Origin of the sequence: Pseudomonas sp. MF6747, assembly GCF_963890955.1 — a bacterium.
Lineage (GTDB): Bacteria > Pseudomonadota > Gammaproteobacteria > Pseudomonadales > Pseudomonadaceae > Aquipseudomonas.
Genome location: NZ_CAWPSZ010000001.1, coordinates 15206 through 37052 on the forward strand (window position 1 = coordinate 15206; position 21847 = coordinate 37052).

Below are 21847 nucleotides of genomic sequence, written 5' to 3' on the forward strand. Positions count from 1 at the left end.
CAGCGGTTTGATAACATGGCCACCTCCTACGTTTCGGAAGTGCCCATGCCTGCGCCGGCCCACCCTCATCACCTTCACCTGACCCTGGCCAATGGCCTGCGGGTTTCCCTGCGCCATGCGCCACGTCTGAAGCGTTGCGCTGCGGTGCTGCGCGTGGCTGCCGGCAGTCATGACGTGCCCTTGGCCTGGCCGGGTCTGGCGCACTTTCTTGAGCATTTGTTGTTTCTCGGCACACAGCGTTTTCCTGCACATGAAGGGCTGATGGCCTACGTGCAGCGCCATGGCGGGCAGGTCAACGCGAGTACCCAGGAGCGTACGACGGACTTTTTCTTTGAATTGCCGCTGGCGACCTTTGCCGACGGGCTGGAGCGCCTTGCGGATATGTTGGCCCACCCGCGCCTGGCAATTGAAGACCAGTTGCGTGAGCGCGAAGTGTTGCACGCAGAGTTTGTTGCATGGTCCCAGGATGCCCAGGCTCAGCAGCAGGTTGCGCTGCTGGAGGGCTTGGCCGCCAATCACCCACTGCGCGGCTTTCACGCCGGCAACCGAGACAGCCTGCCGGTGGAGCGTGAGGCTTTTCAGCAAGCACTGCGCGCATTTCACACGCACTTCTATCAGAGCGGGCAGATGACGTTGAGCCTGGCCGGCCCGCAGCCGCTGGACGAGCTGCAAGCCTTGGCGCAGCGATTCAGCGAGGCATTGGCCTGCGGGCCTTTGCACCCACAGGCCGAGCCGCCTGCGCTGTTGCCCGATCAAGCCGTGAGTTACCAATACACCGCCGATAATCATCGGCACCACGTCATTGCCTGTGACGTGCCCCGCGAAGCGCTGGATTTTCTCTGCACCTGGCTGAACGCCTCAGCGCCCGGCGGGTTACTGGCCGAGCTGCGGACGCGAAACCTGGCCCACGCACTGCGCGCGTCCGTGCTGTATCACTTCGCCGGGCAAGCGTTGCTGGATATCGACTTTTCCCTCATCGCTCAAGACGGGTCAGCTACTCAGATCGAAACGCTATTGCACGACTGGCTGAGCTTTTTCGCACAGAGCGACTGGACGCCGTTGCGAGAAGAGTTCGCCTTGCTGAACGCTCGCCAGCAGCAAATCCAGGGCGCCCTGGCCCTGGCTCGGAACGACAGCGAGGCTCTATCGGAACAGGGCGTGGCGGCCCTGAAGAACCTGCTCGAGTCACTGCACCTGCCGCCCTCCGAGCACGCTTGGCAGTTGCCGCCCAATAACCCCTTTCTGCGCCCAGCGGTCAAGCAAGAGCGCGCCGGCCTGATTCGCGGCCAGACCAGCGCCCACCGTGGCTTGCGCACGTTCGCCCAGGATCGCTCGCGGGGACGACGGGAAGTGGCGGCGCTGACTTTCAGCCAGGCCTTGGCGGATAGCGCCGATGAAGGCGCGCTGTACCTGCAATGGCGCTTTGATTCGTTGGTACCCGCAGGCCTGGAAAATGCGTTGCAGCCGTTGCGTGAGCAGGCGCGTCAGGCGGGCGTCGAATTGGCCTTCGAAACCCTCGCCAATGACTGGCGGGTGAAAATAGTCGGCCTTCACCAACCAATCGCGGCTATGGTCGAGGCGCTGGCGCTTAACCTGAGCCAGTCCGGTGGGCCGCTGTCGTCACCCGCACAAACACCGATGATTGCCATTCGGGAACTGCTCAAGGCGTTGCCTGCCTGCTGTGCCGGCATCGCTTCCGGGGCCGGCGAGACGCCAGCATCATGGACCACCGCACGCTGGCAGGGCCTGGGAACAGGTTTGCCCGCCGCCAGTGAAGCGGCGATCAAAACCGCAGCCACGCGATTGCCAGGCCAGCCGGCAAGCTTCGAACATACGCCGAAAAGCCTCGACGACCAGCGACTCTGGCACGAAGTGAACACCGACGCCCGCGAAGCCGCGTTGCTGCTGTTTTGCCCAACGCCAAGCCAATCCCTGGCCGATGAAGCGGCATGGCGACTGCTCGGGCATCTGCTTGAGGGGCCGTTTTACCAAAAACTGCGGGTCGAACTGCAAGTCGGCTACGCCGTGTTCAGCGGCATCCGACAGATCAACGGGCAAACCGGCCTGCTGTTTGGCGTGCAATCCCCAAGCGTTTCCTTGGCCGGGATCTTCGAGCACGTGAAGACCTTCCTGGCGCAGCTTCCGGCGTTGATCGACAACAGCGCCGAACTGGGCAACCAAACCCTGGCAGAGCAATTCACGGCCCAGGCATTACCGATTGCCCAAGCCGCCGAGCTGCTCTGGCAGGCGCAGTTGGCTGGCCATTCGTCGGGTTATCTGGCGCCGCTTCAGCAGCTGATCCAAACCTGCACGCGCGAGGATCTGCAACGTGCCGCAGGACAGCTCAATGACGCTGCAGGCGGTTGGCGCTGTGTGGCTAACGGCCCGCCCATCGACGGTTCCTGGCAAACGGCAGGCTGATCATTGCTGGCCCTGCAAAAGGCTTTTGCCACCAAGACAGCGCTAACTTGAAAAGAATTGCGTAACATTCATACGCACACCTCTGAACATCTCCGATTGGAGGTGGACTATATGTATGAGTAGTGAACGTCCCATCCCTTCGTAGGAGTATGAATATGACCTGGTCCAAGCCTGCTTACACTGATCTGCGTATCGGTTTCGAAGTCACCATGTACTTCGCCAGCCGTTGATTGGCTGAGTAATACAACGCCTCGGTTCGCCCGGGGCGTTTTTGTTTTGAGCTTTGCGTGATGGAGCAATCATGTTTGTCCAGATTCTAGGTTCCGCCGCCGGCGGTGGCTTCCCGCAGTGGAACTGCAACTGCGTGAACTGCGCAGGTTTTCGTGACGGCAGCCTGCGGGCCCAGGCGCGCACTCAGTCGTCCATCGCGATCTCCGACGATGGCGTGAATTGGGTACTGTGCAACGCTTCGCCGGATATCCGCGCGCAACTGCAAGGCTTCGCCCCGATGCAACCCGGCCGCGCGCTGCGCGATACCGGTATCAGCGCGATCATCCTGATGGACAGCCAGATCGACCACACCACCGGCCTGTTGAGCCTGCGCGAAGGCTGCCCGCACCAGGTGTGGTGCACCGACATGGTCCATGAAGATTTGAGTACCGGTTTCCCGCTGTTCACCATGCTCACGCACTGGAACGGCGGCCTGGCCTGGAACCGCATCGAGCTGGACGCCAGCTTCACCATCCCGGCCTGCCCCAACCTGCGTTTCACGCCGCTGCCGTTGCGCAGCGCCGCGCCGCCCTACTCGCCGCACCGCTTCGACCCGCACCCAGGCGACAACATCGGCCTGATCGTCGAAGACCTGCGCACCGGCGGCAAACTGTTTTATGCCCCTGGGCTGGGCAAGGTCGACGCGCCATTGCTGGAGATCATGGCCGGCAGCGATTGCTTGCTGGTGGATGGCACGATGTGGGACGACGATGAAATGCAGCGCCGTGGCGTCGGCACCCGCACCGGTCGCGAGATGGGCCACCTGGCTCAGAACGGCCCCGGCGGCATGCTCGAAGTGCTGGAGCAGTTGCCCGAGCAGCGCAAGGTGCTGATCCACATCAACAACACCAACCCGATCCTCGATGAAGACTCCCCCGAACGCGCCGAGCTGGCACGGCGTAACGTCGAAGTGGCTTACGACGGCATGAGCATTGAATTGTAGGAGCAGACCACATGACTGACACACCGCTGACGCCCGCCGAGTTCGAGCATGCCTTGCGTGCCAAGGGCGCCTTTTACCATATCCATCACCCGTACCACGTGGCGATGTATGAAGGCCGCGCCACCCGCGAGCAGATCCAGGGTTGGGTCGCCAACCGCTTCTACTATCAGGTGAATATCCCGCTGAAAGACGCCGCGATCCTGGCCAATTGCCCGGACCGTGAAATCCGTCGCGAATGGATCCAGCGCCTGCTCGACCACGACGGTGCCCCCGGCGAAGACGGCGGCATTGAAGCCTGGCTGCGTCTGGGCCAGGCCGTTGGTCTGGACCCGGACCAGCTGCGGTCCCAGGAACTGGTGCTGCCCGGCGTGCGTTTTGCCGTGGATGCCTACGTCAACTTTGCCCGCCGCGCCAGTTGGCAAGAAGCCGCCAGCAGCTCGTTGACCGAGCTGTTCGCGCCGCAGATCCACCAGTCGCGCCTCGACAGCTGGCCGCAGCACTATCCGTGGATCGACCCAACCGGTTATGAGTATTTCCGCACTCGCCTGGGCCAGGCCCGTCGCGATGTGGAGCACGGTTTGGCGATCACGTTGCAGCACTACACCACTCGCGAAGGTCAGGAGCGCATGCTGGAGATTCTCCAGTTCAAACTCGACATTTTGTGGAGCATGCTGGATGCCATGAGCATGGCCTACGAACTGAACCGCCCGCCGTATCACAGCGTGACTGATCAGCGTGTATGGCATAAAGGGATCACCCTATGAGCTTTGATCGCAGCAGAACACCGACCTGGCGCCAGGGCTATCGCTACCAGTACGAGCCCGCGCAAAAAGGCCACGTATTGCTCTACCCCGAAGGCATGATCAAGCTCAACGACAGCGCCGCGTTGATCGGTGGTCTGATCGATGGTGAACGCGACGTGGCTGCCATCATCGCTGAGCTGGATAAACAATTCCCCGGCGTACCTGAACTCGGTCAAGACATCGAGGATTTCATGGAGGTCGCCCGTGCTGAGCACTGGATCGAACTTGCCTGAAAAGCCACCTGTTGGCCTGCCGCTGTGGCTGCTCGCCGAGCTGACTTACCGTTGCCCGTTGCAATGCCCGTACTGCTCAAATCCGCTGGATTTCGCCGAGCAGGGCAAGGAGCTGAGCACTGAGCAATGGATCAAAGTGTTTCGCGAAGCCCGGGAGATGGGCGCGGCACAACTGGGGTTCTCCGGCGGTGAACCGCTGGTACGCCAGGACCTCGCCGAACTGATTGCCGAAGCGCGCAAGCTGGGCTTCTACACCAACCTGATCACCTCCGGCATCGGCCTCACCGAGCAGAAAATCAGCGACTTCAAGAAAGCCGGCCTGGACCATATCCAGATCAGCTTCCAAGCCAGCGACGAGCAAGTGAACAACCTGCTGGCCGGGTCGAAAAAAGCCTTCGCGCAAAAGCTGGAAATGGCCCGCGCGGTGAAGGCGCATGGCTATCCGATGGTGCTGAACTTCGTCACGCATCGGCACAATATCGACAAGATCGACCGCATCATCGAACTGTGCATCGCACTGGAAGCAGACTTCGTCGAGCTTGCTACCTGCCAGTTCTACGGTTGGGCGCAGCTCAATCGTGTGGGGTTGTTGCCGACCAAAGAACAGCTGGTGCGCGCCGAACGCATCACCAACGAATACCGGACCAAGCTCGAAGCCCAAGGTCACCCGTGCAAGCTGATCTTCGTTACACCGGACTACTACGAAGAACGCCCAAAAGCCTGCATGAACGGCTGGGGCAGTATCTTTCTTACAGTAACGCCGGACGGCACTGCCCTGCCCTGCCACGGTGCCCGACAAATGCCGGTGCAATTTCCCAACGTGCGCGACCACAGCATGCAGCACATCTGGTACGACTCGTTTGGTTTCAACCGCTTTCGCGGCTACGACTGGATGCCCGAGCCGTGCCGTTCATGCGATGAAAAGGAAAAGGACTTCGGCGGCTGCCGCTGCCAGGCGTTCATGCTCACGGGGGACGCGAGCAACGCCGACCCGGTGTGCAGCAAGTCCGAGCAGCACGGCATCATCCTGCAAGCGCGGGAAGAAGCCGAGCACGCCACCCAAACCATCGAGCAATTGGCCTTTCGCAACGAGCGCAACTCGCGGCTCATTGCAAAAGGCTGACGGTTTTAGCGTTTGGCGATGATGTACACGGCGTGGATGATGCCCGGGAAGTAACCGCACAGGGTCAGCAGGATGTTCAGCCAGAACGCGCCGGCGAAACCCACTTGCAGGAACACACCCAGTGGCGGCAGCAGAATGGCGATGATGATGCGAATGATGTCCATGGGTCAGCTCCAGAAAGTCGGCTCGTGTGAGCCGTGTAGCTAATCGACCTTGAGCATTCGTGAGGGTTCAGTGGGATCTGGCACTGGGCCACCTTGAAGTGCGCAGACAAAAAAACGCCCCCAGCCAAAAGAATCAGGCTGAGGGCGCCGCGTAGGCCGCGAGACGGTTCTGGAATGTGGGTTAAACGGCGATGCCCTTGCGGCATTGCAACTGCGCGGTGCGCACTCGGGAGAAGGCGCGAGCCAGGCGCAGAAGCATTTCGTCGATATTGCTTTTGCTGACCGTCAAGGCTGGGGTGAAGCGCAGGCAGTTGGGTTGCGGGGCGTTAAGGATCAATCCTTCGTGCAATGCTGCTTTTACGACGGCATCTGCAGAATCATCCGACAACGTCAGGCCCCACATCAGGCCATGGCCGCGCAATTGACCGTGGTCGTAGCGATAAGCCAGGCGGGCAAGGCCTTCGCCAAGGTAAAGGCCGGACTCGCGCACCTGCTCCAGAAAGCCCTCCTCCACCACCGTCTTCAGTACCGCCTCTCCGGCCGCTGCCATCAACGCGTTGCCATGGTGGGTGCCATCCAGCTCGCCCACCTCGAAGCAACAGGCCTTGCCGCGCGCCAGCAGGGCCGCCAACGGCACGCCGCCGCCCAGGCCTTTGCCAAGGGTGATGATGTCGGCGCGCACGCCGTACTGTTGTTCGACGAGCAAGGTGCCGCAACGGCCGATCCCGGTGTGCACTTCATCGAGAATCAGCAGGATTCCCAGCTCGCGGCACAGGCGTTCAACACCTTTGAGGTAGTGCTCGGTGGCGGGGATAACGCCGGCTGCGCCCTGAATCGGCTCCAGCATGATGGCCACGGTCTGCGCATCCACCGCCGCGTGCAACGCAGGCAGGTCGTTGAAAGGCACATGGCTGAAACCCGGCAATTGCGGTTCAAAACGGTTGCCACCCGCCCCCGTCGAAGCCGCCATCGCCGCGAAACTGCGGCCATGGCAACCGGTGCTGGCGCTGATGATGTGGTACGCGCCGCCGCGGTGCTGTTGGCCCCATTTACGCGCCAGCTTGATCGCAGCTTCGCAGGCTTCAGCGCCGCTATTAAGCAGGTATCCCTGATCACTGCCCGTGTGATGGCACAACCGGTCGACAAGGTTCAGTTGGGGGCGATTGTGCAAGCCATTGCCGGGGTTGATCAGCGCCTGAGTCTGATCGGCGAGGGCCTTGACCAGCACCTGCGGGCTGTGGCCCAGGCTGTTGGCGGCGCTGCCCTGACTGAAATCAAGGTACGCACGGTCTTCGCTGTCCCAGAGCCAGGAGCCCTGGCCGCGCACGAAGACCTGCGCAGGCCTTGCAACGGTGGGCATCAGGGCATCGCTGGGCAGATCCTCGTGCGGCGCGTCGAGGATCAGATCGTCCAGACTTGGTGCAGGGCGGCGAAACAGATTCACACCTCACCCCCGATGGCAACCTGACCTTGGTCGTAATCCTCTACAAAGACTGCCTTGAGGTTTTTTGTCTTGCCTATGTAAACGCCATCAACATAAACGCTATTCATTGCCAGATCCGGCCCTGTAAGCCTTGCGAATAGGCGCTAGACTAGGCGTCTCGGGGCCCACCGGCCATTTCGATTTTCCAGCTTTTTCGATAAGTAAGTCTTATGGATTTCAAGCAACTGCGTTATTTCGTCGCGGTGTATGAGGAAGGCCATGTGGGCCGCGCTGCGGAGCGTCTGTCGATCTCACAACCAGCCCTGTCGCAACAGATTCGCCAACTGGAGCAGAACCTGGATGTGAGCCTGTTCGAGCGCAGCAGCAAGCGCCTGCTGCCGACGCTGGCCGCGCATACCTTGTACAACCACGCATTGCCGCTGCTCGACGGTATGCAACAAGCCGTCGAAGCCTTGCGCAACTTCAAGGGCCAGGCCATGCGCACTCTGGCCATCGGCGTGCTACAAACGGTGCACACCAGCCTGGTCCCGCAAATGCTTGAGCGCGTGCGCAAGGCCCAGCCGCATCTGGTGGTGCAGATCTACGAATTGACCGGCCTGGAGATTGAACGGCGCTTGCTCAATGGCTCGCTGGACATCGGCATCAGCTACCTGCCGCCGCGCCAGCCAGGGCTGCACGGCGTGCTGTTGTATGAAGACGAATTGAAGGTGGTAATCCCCGAAGACCATCCCCTGCGCGAATTCAAGAAGGTTTCGCTGAAGCAGGCGGCCGAATTACCGATGCTGCTACTGGGAGAGGAGTTTCAGGTGCGGCAGATCTGGCAGGGCCAGCTCGCCAACCTCGGGCGCCGCCCACAGGTGCAGGCCGAACTGAATACCATGGTCGGGATTCTCGACAGCCTGCCCCATACCAAACTGGCCACGGTACTGCCCGGGCGCTCCCAGGATGAGCACAACAGCAAGGCGCTGCTGTGGAAACCCTTGAGCGAGCCCAGGGTGGCGCTGAAAGTGGGCCTGGTGTGCCGCGATGTACAGCGCCAGCAAGCAACGGTGGCGTTATTGCGCACGCTGCTGGAAGACGTGATGAATGCCCCGCAGGCGCCTGCCTGACTTTTTCGCGGGCAAAAGAAAACCCCGCCGAAGCGGGGTTTTGCAGACTGTTTCCCTGACATCCATTTCACTCCGCCGTCCTGGCAGAATCCTACGTGTCCGTGTTGTTGCTTTGCGCTTCCTGCGCGACGTCCATGTGAAGTAGATTATCCGTGGATCCAATTTGGCGATAGAGGACGAATAGCAGCACGTCATGTAAGAGAATGCTTACACGCCCTCCAAGCCCTTAGAACAGTGCCTCATCCAGCAAAAACAGTGATTCGCTACCGGCTTTCACCGACGCACTCAGCGAATGGATACGCGGCAGCAGGCGCGCAAAGTAGAAACGCGCCGTGCCCAGCTTGCTCGCGTAGAAGTCTTCCTCCGACTCTTTGCCCCACGCAGCCTTCGCCATGCGGGCCCACATATAGGCGTACGCCATGTAGCCAAAGGCGTGCAGGTATTCCACCGACGCTGCACCGATTTCATTCGGGTTGGTCTTGGCGCGGTCCAGCACCCAGGCGGTCAACTCATCCAGGTTGTCCACCGCCGCGCTCAGCGGACGGGTGAACTCACCCAGTTGGGCGCCCGCGGTGGCAATGAACTGACGGATCTCGTCAGCGAACAAGGTATAGAACGCGCCGTTGCTGCCGACAATCTTGCGGCCCATCAAGTCCAGCGCCTGAATGCCATTGGTGCCTTCGTAGATCTGAGTGATGCGCACATCACGCACCAGTTGCTCCTGGCCCCACTCGCGAATGTAGCCGTGGCCGCCAAACACTTGCTGACCGAGCACGGTGGTTTCCAGGCCCAGGTCGCTGAGGAACGCCTTGGCGACGGGCGTCAACAGTGCCACCAGATTGTCCGCACGCTCACGGGCGGCGGCGTCCTCGCTGAACTTGGCGATGTCCAATTGCGTTGCCACGTACGTGGAGAACGCGCGACCGCCTTCATTCGCAGCCTTCATGGTCAGCAGCATACGGCGCACGTCCGGATGCACGATGATCGGGTCGGCCACCTTGTCTTTAGCCTGGGCGCCGGTCGGTGCACGGCTTTGCAGGCGATCACGCGCATATTCGATCGCGTTCTGATAAGAGCGCTCGCCGGATGCCAGCCCCTGGATACCCACCCCCAGACGCTCGTAATTCATCATGGTGAACATTGCCGCCAACCCACGGTTCGGCTCGCCCACCAGGTAACCCACGGCTTCGTCGAAGTTCATCACGCAGGTCGCAGACGCCTGAATGCCCATCTTGTGTTCGATCGAGCCACAGCTCACCGGGTTACGCGCGCCCAGGCTGCCGTCGGCATTGACCATGAACTTGGGGACCAGGAACAGCGAGATGCCTTTGGGACCGGCCGGCGCATCCGGCAGCTTGGCAAGCACCAGATGGATAATGTTTTCGGTGAGGTCGTGTTCGCCACCGGTGATAAAGATCTTGGTGCCGCTGATGGTGTAGGAACCGTCCGCCTGCGGCTCAGCCTTGGTGCGGATAATTCCCAGGTCGGTGCCCGCGTGTGCTTCAGTCAGGCACATGGAGCCGGCCCACTCGCCGGAATACATCTTCGGCAAGTAGGTGGCCTTGAGTGCTTCACTGGCGTGAGTGTTGATCGACACACAGGCGCCAGAGGTCAGCATCGGGTACAGGCCGAACGCCAGGCTCGACGAGTTGATCATTTCCTCGACCTGGGCCGACACCGCCTTGGGCATGCCCATGCCGCCAAAGACAGGGTCGCCGCCTACACCCACCCAGCCACCTTCGGCGTAGGTTTTGTAGGCCTGGGGGAAACCATCCGGCGTGTTGACCACGGTATCGGCCCAACGGCAGCCTTGCTCGTCGCCATTGCGGCTCAGCGGTGCGATGGATTTGGCGGTGACCTTGCCGGCTTCCTCAAGGATCGCCTCGACGGTTTCGGCATCCACGGTGTCTGCCAATGCCGGCAATTGGGCCCAAGTCGTGGCGACCTCAAAGACTTCGTTGAGGACGAAGCGCATATCACGCAGCGGCGCTTTGTAATCAGCCATGGCAAACCTCGTGAGAACGTGAAAAGTAAGTCGGTAGGATCGGTTTTACAGGCTCCGAGTGTACCCGAACAACTTTTCAGACACATAGGGTCCGTTCGTGACTATTAAGTATTTATAAGTCACGCACAGATCTAATGCAGGAGCTGGCTTGCCTGCTCCCACACAAGCCCGCACGCAGTTACCTGCAGAACAATCAGCCGCCTACAGTGCAAACAACTGAGCAGGCAGGCTCATCAGGCACTCGCTGCCCGCCTCCACCGCGGCCCGGTGCGTGGCCGTGCGCGGCAGCAAACGCTTGAAGTAGAAGTCGCAGGTCGCCAACTTAGCCTGGGCAAACTCGGTGTCGTCGTGTGCTTGAGCCGCGATGGCCATACGCAACCACAGGTAGGCCAGGATCACGTAACCGCTGTACATCAAGTAATCCACAGCCGCCGCGCCCACTTCGTCGGGGTTTTTCATGGCGGCCATGCCGACCTTCATTGTCAGCTCGCCCCATTGCTGGTTCAGTTGATCGAGTTGCGCCACATGGGCCTTGAGCTGCGGGTGCTCGGCATTTGCCGCGCAGAATTTATGCACGATTTTGGTAAAACCACGCAGCAGCTTGCCCTGGCTACCCAACACCTTGCGCCCCAGCAGGTCGAGCGCCTGGATGCCATTGGTGCCTTCATAGATCGGCGCGATCCGCGCATCGCGTGCCAGCTGTTCCATGCCCCATTCGCGAATATAGCCGTGACCGCCGAATACCTGCATGCCGTGGTTGGTCACCTCCAGGCCCGTGTCGGTCATAAAGGCTTTGCAGATCGGCGTGAGAAACGCCAACAGGTCTTCAGCCTCCTGGCGCTGGCCCGCGTCGTTGCTCAGGTGCGCGGTGTCGAGCAATTGCGCGGTGAAATACGCCAGCGCGCGGTTGCCTTCGTTGAAGGCTTTCATGGTCAGCAACATGCGGCGTACATCAGCGTGCACGATGATGGGGTCGGCGGCCTTTTCCGGGGCTTTGGCGCCGGTCAGCGAGCGCATTTGCAGGCGATCATTGGCGTATTTGACCGCGCCCTGAAAGCTCGCCTCGCCATTGCACAGGCCCTGCATGCCAGTCCCCAGCCGTGCGTGGTTCATCATGGTGAACATGCAGTTGAGGCCTTTATTCGCCTCACCAATCAGAAACCCCTTGGCACCGTCGAAGTTGAGCACGCACGTGGCCGAGGCCTTGATGCCCATCTTGTGCTCGATGGAGCCGCAGTGCACCGCGTTGCGCTCACCCGAGTCGGCATGGAACTTGGGCACGATAAACAGCGAGATACCTTTGGTGCCCGCCGGCGCATCCGGCAGTTTGGCCAGCACCAAGTGGATGATGTTCGCACTCAGGTCATGCTCGCCGGCCGAGATGAAGATCTTGCTGCCGGTGACCGCATAACTGCCGTCGGCCTGGGGCACAGCGCGGGTCTTGATCAGCCCCAGGTCGGTGCCGCAGTGGGCTTCGGTCAGGCACATGGTGCCGGTCCATTCGCCAGCGGTGAGTTTGGTCAGGTAGGTGGCTTTCTGCTCCTCGGTGCCATGGGCGTGGATCGCCGACATTGCGCCATGGGTCAGCCCCGGGTACATGCCCCAGGACGTGTTGCTGGAGCCGATCATTTCGCTCAACACCAGCCCCAGCGAGTGCGGCAAGCCTTGCCCACCGTAGGCGGGGTCCGCTGCCACGCCGTGCCAGCCGCCTTCCACGTACTGGGCGAAAGCTTGCTTGAAGCCCTTGGGTGTGGTGACCACGCCATTGTCGAAATGGCAGCCTTCCTCATCGCCGCTGCGATTAAGCGGCGCAAGCACGTTTTCGCAGAATTTGGCGCCTTCTTCGAGGATCGCACTGACCATATCCGGGCTGGCGTCTGTGGCGCCGAGGGCCGCGTAGTGGCCGTGGAAATCAAACACGTTGTCGATCAGAAAGCGCATGTCGCGCAGGGGAGCTTTGTACTCAGGCATGGCGATGTCTCCGGCAGCAGATAGTTTAAACCTACTGCCGGCCACGGTCTCGGACAATCACTGTAGAACCGCTGAATACGTCGCCATCACTCAACCGGCAGCACTCGCCATGCGCACCGCGCCACGCCGGGTTTGCCCCGCCGCGACCACGCAGTTACGCCCGGCGCCCTTGGCAGCATAAAGCGCCTCGTCGGCGGATTTGAGCACTTCTTCCGGGGTGCGCTGTTCGGCCTGGCGCTCGGCCACACCGATGCTGACGGTTACCGACACACTCGACGCGCCGCTGCCCGCGCGGCGTTGGCGGCCCTGCTGGTCGTCATGAGGGCGGTCGGGGTTGCGCAGCTTGATGTCGTAGTGGGCGATGATCTCGCGAATTTCTTCGAGGTGCGGCATGCACTCATCCAGCGTCTTGCCGGCGAAGACCACCGCAAACTCTTCACCGCCGTAGCGGTAGGCACGCCCGCCGCCATTGACCTTGGAGAGCTTGCTGGCGACCAGGCGCAATACCTGGTCGCCGACGTCATGACCGTGGGTGTCGTTGAAACGCTTGAAGTGATCGACGTCACTCATCGCCAGCACATAGTTGCGCCCCAGGCGCTGCATGCGTTCGTTGAGCGCGCGGCGGCCCGGCAAGCCGGTCAGTTCGTCACGGAAGGCCATTTGATACGCCTCATGCGCCACGCCCGCGGCGATCATCAGCATCACCTGGCTGCACATGATGTTCAGGGTAAAGGGCAGGATAAAGGTCTGCGGCAACATCCAGAACAGCCCGAGCAAGCCAACCAGTTGCGCGGCATGCAACGGGCGCGGCTGATACCAGTACTGCGCCGCCAGGGTGACAAATCCAATCAGGAACATGGGGTACGACAACTGGATCAGGCTCATCCAGCTGCCGTGCAAGGCCGGCCAGCGAATCTCCGCCAGCCAGCTCAACAGGGCTTGCGGGAAGCTTTGCTCAAGCGCCAGGGCCACGCTGCCGACTGCGATGAGCACGGCGCAACGGGCCACGAAATCGCGAAACAGGTGGGTTTTTTCCTGCCACAGCGCGTAGATGCTGAACAATAACGGCAGCAACAGGCAGCACAGATGAAACACCACCGCTGCGTCTTCCCGGACTCGGCCATTGTCGCGGTAGTAATCGGTCTGGGTGTCCAACAGGAAATAAACGACGTACACCGTGATCATCAGAAACAGTTCACGCTGGCGCCGATACACCGCGCAATACGAGCCGCCCAGCAGCAGCACCAAGGTCGGCAGCACGTTGAAAAGCGAGGTGAAGAACACATTGAGGTCCTTCACGTACGCAGCCGACAGCCCCGCCAGCAGTAACAGCAGTGAAGGTAGGAAATGACTGAAACGTACAGCGGACGCGCGTGACAAGGGTAAAGCTCCGACCCACTCAAAAAGATGGCACAGTGCCTTCACTGCGCACAGTTAAGCACATTCAATGTGAGGTGTATCACATTGCCATCACTTTAACGGCCGCTCGGCCTAATCCCTGAGTGTTGCGCTGCGGTTTTTTTTACATGCCATTGCGCGATAAAAGAGGCGGATGCAATGCGCAGGCCACCTCGTACTGTCAGTTATGACAGTAGTCGTCGAGGGAATTGGCATGTTTACTTGCGCGTACCACTCAATACCGCCCAGCGAGTATTCGGGACAGGGAGTGTCCCTTAAACACGATGGGAGTGACCCTCATGGAAACCTTGGTATCCGAACTCGTGAGCACCAGCTCTCAGTTCCTGATTCGTAACGCAATACCCGCGCTGCCGCCCCTGATCGTGGTGGATGCTCTGCCCGGGACGGGCGGCATGGTGCCTCTGACGACGGCTGAACGTGACCTGCGCATTCGGATTCCAGCGTTGCCGCAGCCCGGGCCTGCCGGGGCCCAGCCCACTATCCGGGTGTACGCCGAACTGCCCCCGCCGCATGAACACCAAGTCATCGCGTACCTCCGGTTGCCGTCTTACCCCACAGCAGACATTGAGATGCCAGTGCCGCGCCGCTTCGTGAGCAGTGAGGGCGATTATCTGCTGACCTACATCCTGGAAGCCGGCGACAACGTGCTGTGTGCCACTGCCAGCACGCCGCTGCGGGTGCATAAAACGCCACCTTTTGGTTACCTGACCATCACACCGCCGGCCCCGCTGCTGCCATTGAACCTGGCGACTGCGATGATTACCGAAGAGTATCTGGCCAGCAATGACCCGGTTGTCTTCCGGATTCCCGAGCACGCAGAGATCAACACCCAGGTCGCGCTGAGGGTCATTCCCTACTACGGCATTACCGACCGGCACATGCAGTTTCCGTTTGCACTTCCAGGCCCTGTTACCTTGCCCGACTATCCGGCCCCGCGCGTGCTCTCCATACCGGCCTCCGTGATTCGCGAACGCGGCAACGGCCTCATGCAACTGACCTACCGCTTCCTGGACCGACTGGGCAACCGCTCTCGTGATTCGTTGATTCTGGAACTCCGGGTCGCGCTGCAACTGACCCCTTCAAACATTGCCGCTCCGCGCGTGACACAGGCGATTGCGCCCGACAACACGGTGACTCAGGCCGATATCGACTTGAGCGGGCAAGGCGGGATGGAGGTTTGGCTGGACAGTGTCACCAATTTGCAGATCAACGACGCTGTGGCCGTTGTCGTGGGCACGAATACCGTCTTGGCGCCACCTGTGGTTTACGTGGGCCAACCACTGCCGCTGCGCCTTGTGATCACGACGGCGCAATTACTGGCCATCCTTCCGGGCGCCGCCAGCAACAACACGCCCACCCAGATAAAATTCCGGATCACCCGGGGGACCACCTTCGTGGAGGGACCTATCAGGAATATCATCCTGAACTTCTCGCCGCTGATGACGCTGGCGCAGCCGCAGGTGCTTAACCTTATCGGCGGCAATCTCACCTGCGCCTCGCCACAGCCTACGAGCCTGACCTTTCTAAACCGGTCTATCGGTGTATTTATCCCGCCCTCTGCGCTGTTGCGTGCCAACACGGCGGGAACATTGACGTGCGTAATGAGCCGTCAGGATGACGGTTCAATCCCCATTGCGCCCCCACTGACGTTCCCGATTGTGTGGGCTGCCTCGGCTTCCACCACCGGGCAAACCGTGTACCTGCAGTATTCGGCCACCATGCGGGTGATCGGCAGGGGCATCATGTACCTCAGCTACACGACGCAGAATGCCGCCGGGCAATTGCTTCAGTCGCCACCGACGGACATTCCAGTCAGGGGCGTTTTGCCGGGCAACACCTACTGCGACGGCGCGCCTTTTATCCCGACACCTTAAGCGCCGCGTTGCTGACCCCCACAAAAAAGCCGCCGCTCCCGAAAGAGCGGCGGCTTTTTCATGAACCCGCCGAGGCTTAGTAGCCCAGGTCGAAGTTCTCTTCTTTCATGTCCATCAGGTTGTTGGCGCCCGACAGCATGGTTGCAACGTGAGTGCGGGTACGCGGCAGAATGCGCTGGAAGTAGAAGCGCGCGGTCTGCAGCTTGGCGGTGTAAAACGCCTCTTCGGTGGTGCCGGCCGCCAGTTTCTCGGCCGCCAGGCGTGCCATGTCGGCCCAGAAGTAAGCCAGGCACGCGTAGCCGGAGTACATCAGGTAATCCACCGAAGCAGCGCCGACTTCTTCACGGTCTTTCATCGCGGCCATGCCGACCTTCATGGTCAACTCGCCCCATTCCTTGTTCAGTGCGGCCAGCGGTGCGACGAATTCTTTGACCGCTTCGTTGCCTTCGTTGGCCTGGCAGAACTTGTGCACGATCTTGGTGAAGCCCTTGAGCGCCTCGCCTTGAGTCATCAACACTTTACGGCCGAGCAGGTCCAGCGCCTGGATACCGGTGGTGCCTTCGTACAGCATCGAAATGCGGCTGTCGCGAACGTTCTGTTCCATGCCCCACTCGGCAATGAAGCCGTGGCCGCCGTAGATTTGCACGCCGTGGTTGGCGGATTCAAAACCGACTTCGGTCATGAACGCCTTGGCGATCGGAGTCATGAAGGCCAGCAGGGCATCGGCCTGCTTCTTCGCTTCGTCGTCGGTACCGTATTTGACGATGTCCACTTGCTTGGCGGTGAAGTACACCATCGCACGGTTGCCTTCGGCGAAGGCTTTCATGGTCAGCAGCATGCGGCGCACGTCGGGGTGCACGATGATCGGGTCAGCGGCTTTGTCCGGTGCTTTCGGGCCGGTCAGCGAACGCATTTGCAGGCGATCGCGAGCGTATTTCAGGCCGCCCTGGAAACCGATTTCGGCGTGGGACAAGCCCTGCAGGGCAGTGCCCAGGCGCGCGGTGTTCATAAAGGTGAACATGCAGTTCAGGCCTTTGTTAGCCGGGCCTATCAGGAAACCGGTGGCCGCGTCGAAGTTCATCACGCAGGTGGCGTTGCCGTGGATGCCCATCTTGTGTTCCAGGGAACCACAGGACACCGCGTTGCGCTCGCCAATCGAACCGTCTGCGTTTGGCAGGAATTTGGGCACGATAAACAGCGAAATGCCTTTGGTGCCAGCCGGTGCGTCCGGCAGGCGAGCCAGCACGATGTGGACGATGTTGTCGGCCATGTCGTGTTCACCGGCCGAGATGAAGATCTTGGTGCCGGAGACTTTGTAGGAACCGTCGGCCTGAGGCTCGGCCTTGGTGCGCAACATGCCCAGGTCGGTACCGCAATGGGGTTCGGTCAGGCACATAGTGCCGGTCCACTCGCCCGAGACCAGTTTGGTCAGGTAGGCATTTTGCTGCTCAGGGGTGCCGTGCTCGGAGATGGTGTTCATCGCACCGTGCGACAGGCCCGGGTACATGCCCCACGACCAGTTGGCAGCACCTACCATTTCGCTGACTGCGAGGCCCAGGGACTCCGGCAGGCCTTGGCCGCCGTGCTCCACGTCGTGGGCCAGGCTTGGCCAGCCGCCTTCAACGAACTGTTTGTAGGCTTCTTTGAAACCCGTTGGGGTCTTAACGCCTGACTCGCTCCAGGTACAGCCTTCGATGTCGCCCACGCGGTTCAACGGTGCCAGCACTTGCTCACAGAACTTGGCGCCTTCTTCGAGGATGGCGTCAACCATGTCCGGGGTAGCGTCCTGGCAAGCCGGCAGGCTCTGATAGTGCGCTTCATAACCGAGCAGTTCGTCACGAACGAAGCGAATATCACGCAAGGGGGCCTTGTAGTCAGGCATAGCGATAAACCTCTGCTGATGTATCTGGGATGAACAACCGCGTGGATGCGTTGTGGCGGTCAAACAGGTGTTTGAAACATACGTTTACGACCTGGGGTTGTCAAGCATCGTCCCGCTGCCATTTGTCATGACGCGGATCAACATCAGGCACGGCAACGCCTGCGGCAAGGCGCCACATGATTGAGGGGTGTAGAAGATCAGTCAGAAGAAGCAGGACAAATAGAGAGCTGGCTTGCCTGCGATACAGGCGCCGCGGTGTACCAAGGGGACCGAATAGAAGCTAGCGCAGGCAAGCCAGTGCCCACAGAAGCGCCGGCATACCTGCAAAGAGGGGGTTTAAGCGTAGGTGTCGATCAGCGTGCCCAGCATTTCGTCCGAAGCCTTGGCGACTTTAGCGCCCAGCTCGACTTGAAACTTGCCTTGGGCCATTTCAACCATGTTGCTCGCCGAGTTGGATGGCTGGGCGCGGTCGTTGGCTTGTAGACGGTCACTTTGTGCGTCTGAGGGCTGGGTGGTCGCGGCGCCGGTGATTTTACCGGCCGCCTGGTCGACGCGGTTCTGCCCGGCCTGAATCGTGCTCAGCCCCGAATAAAACGCGCTGCTTCCAGAGATTTCCATGGCGTAAGCCTGCCTTTAGAGAATCGTGAACATGAATTGAAGCAGACATCCCGGCAAAACGCCCGTCAAAAACACTAATGGCATAATGCCTTAGCGATAGCCAAAATCAGTCAAGCAGGTCCAGTTCCAGGTATTCGGCCACGGCTTCGGCGCTGGCCTGCTTGAGTTTCGGCACGCGCCCAAGGCAAGGCGCCGGTAACCGCTCAGCCAGGGTGGCGAGGTTCTCTTCCAGACGAGAGGTCTTGGGGTCGATGATATTCGCCACCCAGCCTGCCAACGGCAAACCGTCTCGCGCTATGGCTTCTGCGGTGAGCAACGCATGGCTGATACAGCCCAGACGCACGCCCACCACCAGGATCACCGGCAGCTTGAGCGCCTTGGCCAGGTCCGACAGGTTGTCCTGATCGGCCAGGGGCACCCGCCAGCCGCCCGCGCCTTCAATCAAGGTGAAATCCGCCTGCCGCGCCAGAATCTGCTGCATCGGTTTCAACAGCGATTGCACCGTCAACGCCACGCCCGCCTCCCGCGCCGCCAGGTGCGGCGCAATCGCGGGTTCGAACGCCACCGGGTTGACCTCGGCATAGCTCAACGGCAACGAACACTCAGCCAACAGCGCCAAGGCGTCGGCATTGCGTAATCCTTTGGGGGTGACCTGGCAGCCCGAAGCCACGGGCTTGCCAGCGGCGGTGCTTTTACCCGCAAGCCTTGCGGCGTGCAGCAGGCCGGCGGCGATGGTGGTCTTGCCAACATCGGTGTCGGTACCGGTGATGAAGTAAGCGGCGCTCATAGAGGTTTCTCCAGTACGGCATACACCACTTGGTAGGTGGCGGGCAGGCCTTGGGCCTGACGGAACTGCTCGTAAGCGTCCACCAGTGCAACAATCCTTGCGCGCCCCGTCAACCCTCCCGGGCGGCCCGGGTTGAGGTTGTGCGCGCCCAATGCTTTGAGTTCATGGGTCAGGCTGCGCACATCCGGGTAATGCAACACGTGCGGCCGGCGCTCCAGGCTCACCACCCGCAAGCCGCTGGCGGCGCACAGCTGTTGATAAGCCTCAAAAGTGCGGAAGCGATTGACGTGCACCAGGCCGTCCGCGGCCCGCCAGCTTTCGCGCAGCTCACTCAGGGTGCCCACGCACAAGCTCGCAAACGCCAATACCCCGCCGGGTTGCAGCACGCGATAAGCCTCGCTGAGCACGGCGTCGAAATTCGCACACCACTGCACCGCCAGGCTGGAGAAGATCAGCCCGCAACTATTGCCCTGCAACGGCAGGCGTTCAGCATCACCGGCAATAAAGTGCTCGGCGCCGCCCAATGGCCGCGCGTGGTTGAGCATGCCTTCGGCAATATCCACCGCCACGCCCTGGCTGGCGGGCAACCGCTCGCCCAGCACGCGGCTGAAAAAACCGGTGCCCGAGCCCAGGTCCAGCCAGCGTTGCGGCGCGGTGCCCGTCGGCAGGCGAGCCAACAGCTCGTGGCCCACGGCGCGCTGCAACGCGGCCACGCTGTCGTAACTGGCGGCGGCACGGGAGAAAGACGCCGCCACCTGGCGCTTGTCCGGCAAGGCGCCCGGCAGTGTTGGGTGGGATAAATCAGTCATCAACGCACTCGTGCAAAAAAGCCTGGATGGCCCCCGCTACACCGTGAGGGTCTTCCAGAAGAAAAGCGTGACCGGCCTGTTCAATCAGGCCGATTTCTACATCGGGGAGCAGCGCCAGCAGGTCGCCAGCCGCCTGCGCGGGCACCAGACCATCCCAGCCTGCGAACAGATGCAACTGTGGGCCGCGATAGCCGAGCAAAGCTTCGCGGGTATCCAGTTGAGCCAGCAACTCAAGGCCGGTCATCAATTCGCTGGAAGGCGTATTCGGCGCGCCGCTGACCAGTAAACGCGAGAGCCCGCGCGGGTCTTGCGCACCCTTTGCACACAGCAGGCCGAAGCGTTTGAGGGTGACCTGGGAGTCGGCATGGCAGCCGGCGAGAAACGCATCGAATGTCTCAGCCGGCATCGCGCTGGGCCAGCCGGCATGGGCGACGAAACACGGGTTGCTCGCCAACGTCAGCAAGCCGCAGCAACGTTCGCCGCGCCGCGCCGCCAGCTCCGACGCGAGCATGCCGCCCAGGGACCACCCGCCCAGCCAGGCGTTGTCGGGCAGCGTGGCGTCGAGTTCGTCGAGCCATTCACTCACGTCACTCGATTGCAGCGTTGGCAATGGCTCGATCTGCACCTGCAGGTGTTCGTCGAGGCCGCGCAAGGCTGCGGCCAAGGGCTCCAGTGGCGATACGCCAAGGCCCCAGCCGGGCAGCAATATCAGTCGATCACGCATGGTCGGGCTCCGTGGCGCCTAACAAGCGGAAACACTCTTCCAATGCGTTTAACAATAGCTGCACCTGCGCCGCGCTGTGGGCCGCCGTCAACGTCACGCGCAAACGCGCGCCGCCGGCAGGCACGGTGGGCGGGCGGATCGCGGTGACCATCAGGCCGCGCTCGCGCAGCAACTGCGACAGGCGCACGGCGCGGGCGCTGTCGCCAATCAGGATCGGCTGGATCGGCGTGAAGCTGTCCATCAGGTCCAGGCCGAGCTGTTCGGCGCCCTGACGGAACTGGCGGATCAGGCCATTGAGATGCTCGCGTCGCCAATGCTCGGTGCGCAGCAGCTCCAGGCTTTTCAAGGTTGCGCAGGCCAACGCCGGCGGTTGGCTGGTGGTGTAGATGTAAGGCCGGGCGAACTGGATCAGGCTTTCGATCAGCTCTTCGCTGCCCGCCACAAACGCCCCGGCCGTGCCAAAGGCTTTGCCCAGCGTGCCGACCAGCACCGGCACATCCTCCTGGCTCAAGCCGAAATGCTCGACGATCCCGCCGCCAGTGGCCCCCAGCGGGCCGAAGCCGTGAGCATCATCCACCATCAACCAGGCGCCTTTGGCCCTGGTTTCACGGGCCAGCGCGGGCAGGTCGGCCAGATCGCCGTCCATGCTGAAGACGCCGTCGGTGACCACCAGCGTGTTGCCGGTAGCCTTCTCCAACCGCTTGGCCAGGCTGGCGGCGTCGTTGTGTAAATAGCGGTTGAACCGCGCACCGCTGAGCAAACCGGCATCCAGCAACGAGGCATGGTTGAGACGGTCTTCCAGCACCGTGTCGCCCTGCCCCACCAGCGCCGTGACAGCGCCGAGGTTGGCCATGTAGCCGGTGGTGAACAGCAACGCGCGTGGGCGCCCGGTCAGGTCGGCCAGGGCTTCTTCCAGTTCATGGTGCGGCGTGGCATGGCCAACCACCAAGTGGGACGCGCCACCGCCCACGCCCCAGCGGGACGCACCAGCGCGCCAGGCTTCGATCACATGCGGGTGATTGGCCAGGCCCAGGTAATCGTTGTTGCAGAACGCCAGCAACGGTTGGCCGTCCACCACGACTTCAGGGCCTTGCGGGCTCTGGAGCAAAGGGCGTTGACGGTAAAGGTGTTCGGCACGACGGGCAGCGAGACGCGCGGCGAGATCAAAAGACATGCAGGCCTCGGATTAGCAGGTGAACTCGGTCAAACATGTGGGAGCGGGCTTGCTCACGAATACGGTGCGTCAGT

Annotated in this window: 19 protein-coding genes; 8 read left to right on the plus strand and 11 right to left on the minus strand. The window is 61.4% G+C overall.

The features are described 5' to 3' along the window. Positions 1-45: 45 nt before the first annotated feature. The 6 genes from pqqF (at position 46) to pqqE (ending at position 5793) form a co-directional block, all read left to right on the plus strand. Complete coding sequence (gene pqqF / locus AACW30_RS00070; protein WP_200622631.1) at positions 46-2421, plus strand: pyrroloquinoline quinone biosynthesis protein PqqF; 2376 nt, start codon at positions 46-48, stop codon at positions 2419-2421. A 155-nt stretch (positions 2422-2576) separates the two neighbouring features. Further along, the gene (gene pqqA / locus AACW30_RS00075; RefSeq protein ID WP_003194766.1) at positions 2577-2651 is read left to right on the plus strand and encodes a pyrroloquinoline quinone precursor peptide PqqA; all 75 of its coding nucleotides are present in this window, start codon (positions 2577-2579) and stop codon (positions 2649-2651) included. Positions 2652-2722: 71 nt separating this feature from the next. Next, positions 2723-3634, plus strand: a complete 912-nt coding sequence (gene pqqB, locus AACW30_RS00080) for a pyrroloquinoline quinone biosynthesis protein PqqB (RefSeq protein ID WP_106575537.1) — start codon at positions 2723-2725, stop codon at positions 3632-3634. Positions 3635-3645: 11 nt separating this feature from the next. Beyond that, positions 3646-4398, plus strand: coding sequence for a pyrroloquinoline-quinone synthase PqqC (pqqC, locus tag AACW30_RS00085; protein WP_106575538.1), 753 nt, complete (start codon positions 3646-3648; stop codon positions 4396-4398). Continuing rightward, on the plus strand, positions 4395-4670 hold the full coding sequence (gene pqqD / locus AACW30_RS00090; protein ID WP_017138041.1) for a pyrroloquinoline quinone biosynthesis peptide chaperone PqqD: 276 nt from the start codon (positions 4395-4397) through the stop codon (positions 4668-4670). The genes pqqC and pqqD overlap by 4 nt, the downstream gene beginning before the upstream one ends. Next, positions 4663-5793 (plus strand): pyrroloquinoline quinone biosynthesis protein PqqE, encoded by a 1131-nt coding sequence (gene pqqE / locus AACW30_RS00095; protein WP_234452437.1) that lies wholly within the window; start codon positions 4663-4665, stop codon positions 5791-5793. Before pqqD ends, pqqE begins: the two co-directional genes overlap by 8 nt. A gap of 5 nt (positions 5794-5798) precedes the next feature. On the opposite strand, the gene AACW30_RS00100 is transcribed toward pqqE, so the two are convergent. Next, positions 5799-5957 carry a YqaE/Pmp3 family membrane protein gene (locus AACW30_RS00100; protein ID WP_010207008.1) on the minus strand — a complete coding sequence of 53 codons (159 nt, stop codon included), beginning with the start codon at positions 5955-5957 and terminating at the stop codon, positions 5799-5801. A gap of 181 nt (positions 5958-6138) precedes the next feature. Beyond that, positions 6139-7401: an aspartate aminotransferase family protein gene (locus AACW30_RS00105; protein WP_200622018.1), complete on the minus strand. Its 1263-nt coding sequence runs from the start codon at positions 7399-7401 to the stop codon at positions 6139-6141. A 209-nt stretch (positions 7402-7610) separates the two neighbouring features. Here AACW30_RS00105 and AACW30_RS00110 point away from each other — a divergent pair, with 209 nt between their 5' ends. After that, positions 7611-8510 carry a LysR family transcriptional regulator gene (locus AACW30_RS00110; RefSeq protein WP_119737646.1) on the plus strand — a complete coding sequence of 300 codons (900 nt, stop codon included), beginning with the start codon at positions 7611-7613 and terminating at the stop codon, positions 8508-8510. 226 nt (positions 8511-8736) lie between these two features. Here AACW30_RS00110 and AACW30_RS00115 read toward each other — a convergent pair whose 3' ends face one another. From AACW30_RS00115 to AACW30_RS00125, 3 genes are all read right to left on the minus strand, one after another. Next, entirely contained in the window at positions 8737-10515 is a 1779-nt protein-coding gene (locus AACW30_RS00115) for an acyl-CoA dehydrogenase C-terminal domain-containing protein (protein ID WP_200622020.1), read from the minus strand. 201 nt (positions 10516-10716) lie between these two features. Further along, positions 10717-12486 carry an acyl-CoA dehydrogenase C-terminal domain-containing protein gene (locus AACW30_RS00120; RefSeq protein ID WP_200622022.1) on the minus strand — a complete coding sequence of 590 codons (1770 nt, stop codon included), beginning with the start codon at positions 12484-12486 and terminating at the stop codon, positions 10717-10719. Between the two features lie 90 nt (positions 12487-12576). After that, entirely contained in the window at positions 12577-13866 is a 1290-nt protein-coding gene (locus AACW30_RS00125; protein ID WP_119737640.1) for a GGDEF domain-containing protein, read from the minus strand. Positions 13867-14183: 317 nt separating this feature from the next. Between AACW30_RS00125 and AACW30_RS00130 the strand changes: the two genes are divergently transcribed. Next, positions 14184-15779, plus strand: coding sequence for a hypothetical protein (locus AACW30_RS00130; protein ID WP_200622024.1), 1596 nt, complete (start codon positions 14184-14186; stop codon positions 15777-15779). Between the two features lie 76 nt (positions 15780-15855). Here the strand turns inward: AACW30_RS00130 and AACW30_RS00135 are convergent, their stop codons facing one another. The 6 genes from AACW30_RS00135 to bioF all read right to left on the minus strand — a co-directional run bounded on the left by AACW30_RS00135 (position 15856) and on the right by bioF (position 21773). Further along, entirely contained in the window at positions 15856-17661 is a 1806-nt protein-coding gene (locus AACW30_RS00135; protein ID WP_106575546.1) for a phenylacyl-CoA dehydrogenase, read from the minus strand. Between the two features lie 336 nt (positions 17662-17997). Further along, positions 17998-18279 (minus strand): pyrroloquinoline quinone biosynthesis protein PqqE, encoded by a 282-nt coding sequence (locus AACW30_RS00140; RefSeq protein WP_200622026.1) that lies wholly within the window; start codon positions 18277-18279, stop codon positions 17998-18000. A gap of 106 nt (positions 18280-18385) precedes the next feature. Next, the gene (gene bioD / locus AACW30_RS00145) at positions 18386-19066 is read right to left on the minus strand and encodes a dethiobiotin synthase (protein ID WP_106575548.1); all 681 of its coding nucleotides are present in this window, start codon (positions 19064-19066) and stop codon (positions 18386-18388) included. Then, the gene (gene bioC, locus AACW30_RS00150; RefSeq protein ID WP_179609914.1) at positions 19063-19875 is read right to left on the minus strand and encodes a malonyl-ACP O-methyltransferase BioC; all 813 of its coding nucleotides are present in this window, start codon (positions 19873-19875) and stop codon (positions 19063-19065) included. The genes bioD and bioC overlap by 4 nt, the downstream gene beginning before the upstream one ends. Next, complete coding sequence (locus AACW30_RS00155) at positions 19868-20599, minus strand: alpha/beta fold hydrolase (protein ID WP_179609915.1); 732 nt, start codon at positions 20597-20599, stop codon at positions 19868-19870. Before AACW30_RS00155 ends, bioC begins: the two co-directional genes overlap by 8 nt. Beyond that, on the minus strand, positions 20592-21773 hold the full coding sequence (gene bioF, locus AACW30_RS00160) for an 8-amino-7-oxononanoate synthase (RefSeq protein ID WP_169367737.1): 1182 nt from the start codon (positions 21771-21773) through the stop codon (positions 20592-20594). The genes AACW30_RS00155 and bioF overlap by 8 nt, the downstream gene beginning before the upstream one ends. Positions 21774-21847 lie beyond the last annotated feature (74 nt).

Coding starts and splice junctions, on each gene's coding strand:
- pqqF (WP_200622631.1), top strand. CDS start 46: ATGCCTGCGCCGGCCCACCCTCATCACCTTCACCTGACCCTGGCCAAT.
- pqqB (WP_106575537.1), top strand. CDS start 2,723: ATGTTTGTCCAGATTCTAGGTTCCGCCGCCGGCGGTGGCTTCCCGCAG.
- pqqC (WP_106575538.1), top strand. CDS start 3,646: ATGACTGACACACCGCTGACGCCCGCCGAGTTCGAGCATGCCTTGCGT.
- pqqD (WP_017138041.1), top strand. CDS start 4,395: ATGAGCTTTGATCGCAGCAGAACACCGACCTGGCGCCAGGGCTATCGC.
- AACW30_RS00100 (WP_010207008.1), bottom strand. CDS start 5,957: ATGGACATCATTCGCATCATCATCGCCATTCTGCTGCCGCCACTGGGT.
- AACW30_RS00110 (WP_119737646.1), top strand. CDS start 7,611: ATGGATTTCAAGCAACTGCGTTATTTCGTCGCGGTGTATGAGGAAGGC.
- AACW30_RS00115 (WP_200622020.1), bottom strand. CDS start 10,515: ATGGCTGATTACAAAGCGCCGCTGCGTGATATGCGCTTCGTCCTCAAC.
- AACW30_RS00120 (WP_200622022.1), bottom strand. CDS start 12,486: ATGCCTGAGTACAAAGCTCCCCTGCGCGACATGCGCTTTCTGATCGAC.
- AACW30_RS00130 (WP_200622024.1), top strand. CDS start 14,184: ATGGAAACCTTGGTATCCGAACTCGTGAGCACCAGCTCTCAGTTCCTG.
- AACW30_RS00135 (WP_106575546.1), bottom strand. CDS start 17,661: ATGCCTGACTACAAGGCCCCCTTGCGTGATATTCGCTTCGTTCGTGAC.
- AACW30_RS00140 (WP_200622026.1), bottom strand. CDS start 18,279: ATGGAAATCTCTGGAAGCAGCGCGTTTTATTCGGGGCTGAGCACGATT.
- bioD (WP_106575548.1), bottom strand. CDS start 19,066: ATGAGCGCCGCTTACTTCATCACCGGTACCGACACCGATGTTGGCAAG.
- bioC (WP_179609914.1), bottom strand. CDS start 19,875: ATGACTGATTTATCCCACCCAACACTGCCGGGCGCCTTGCCGGACAAG.
- AACW30_RS00155 (WP_179609915.1), bottom strand. CDS start 20,599: ATGCGTGATCGACTGATATTGCTGCCCGGCTGGGGCCTTGGCGTATCG.
- bioF (WP_169367737.1), bottom strand. CDS start 21,773: ATGTCTTTTGATCTCGCCGCGCGTCTCGCTGCCCGTCGTGCCGAACAC.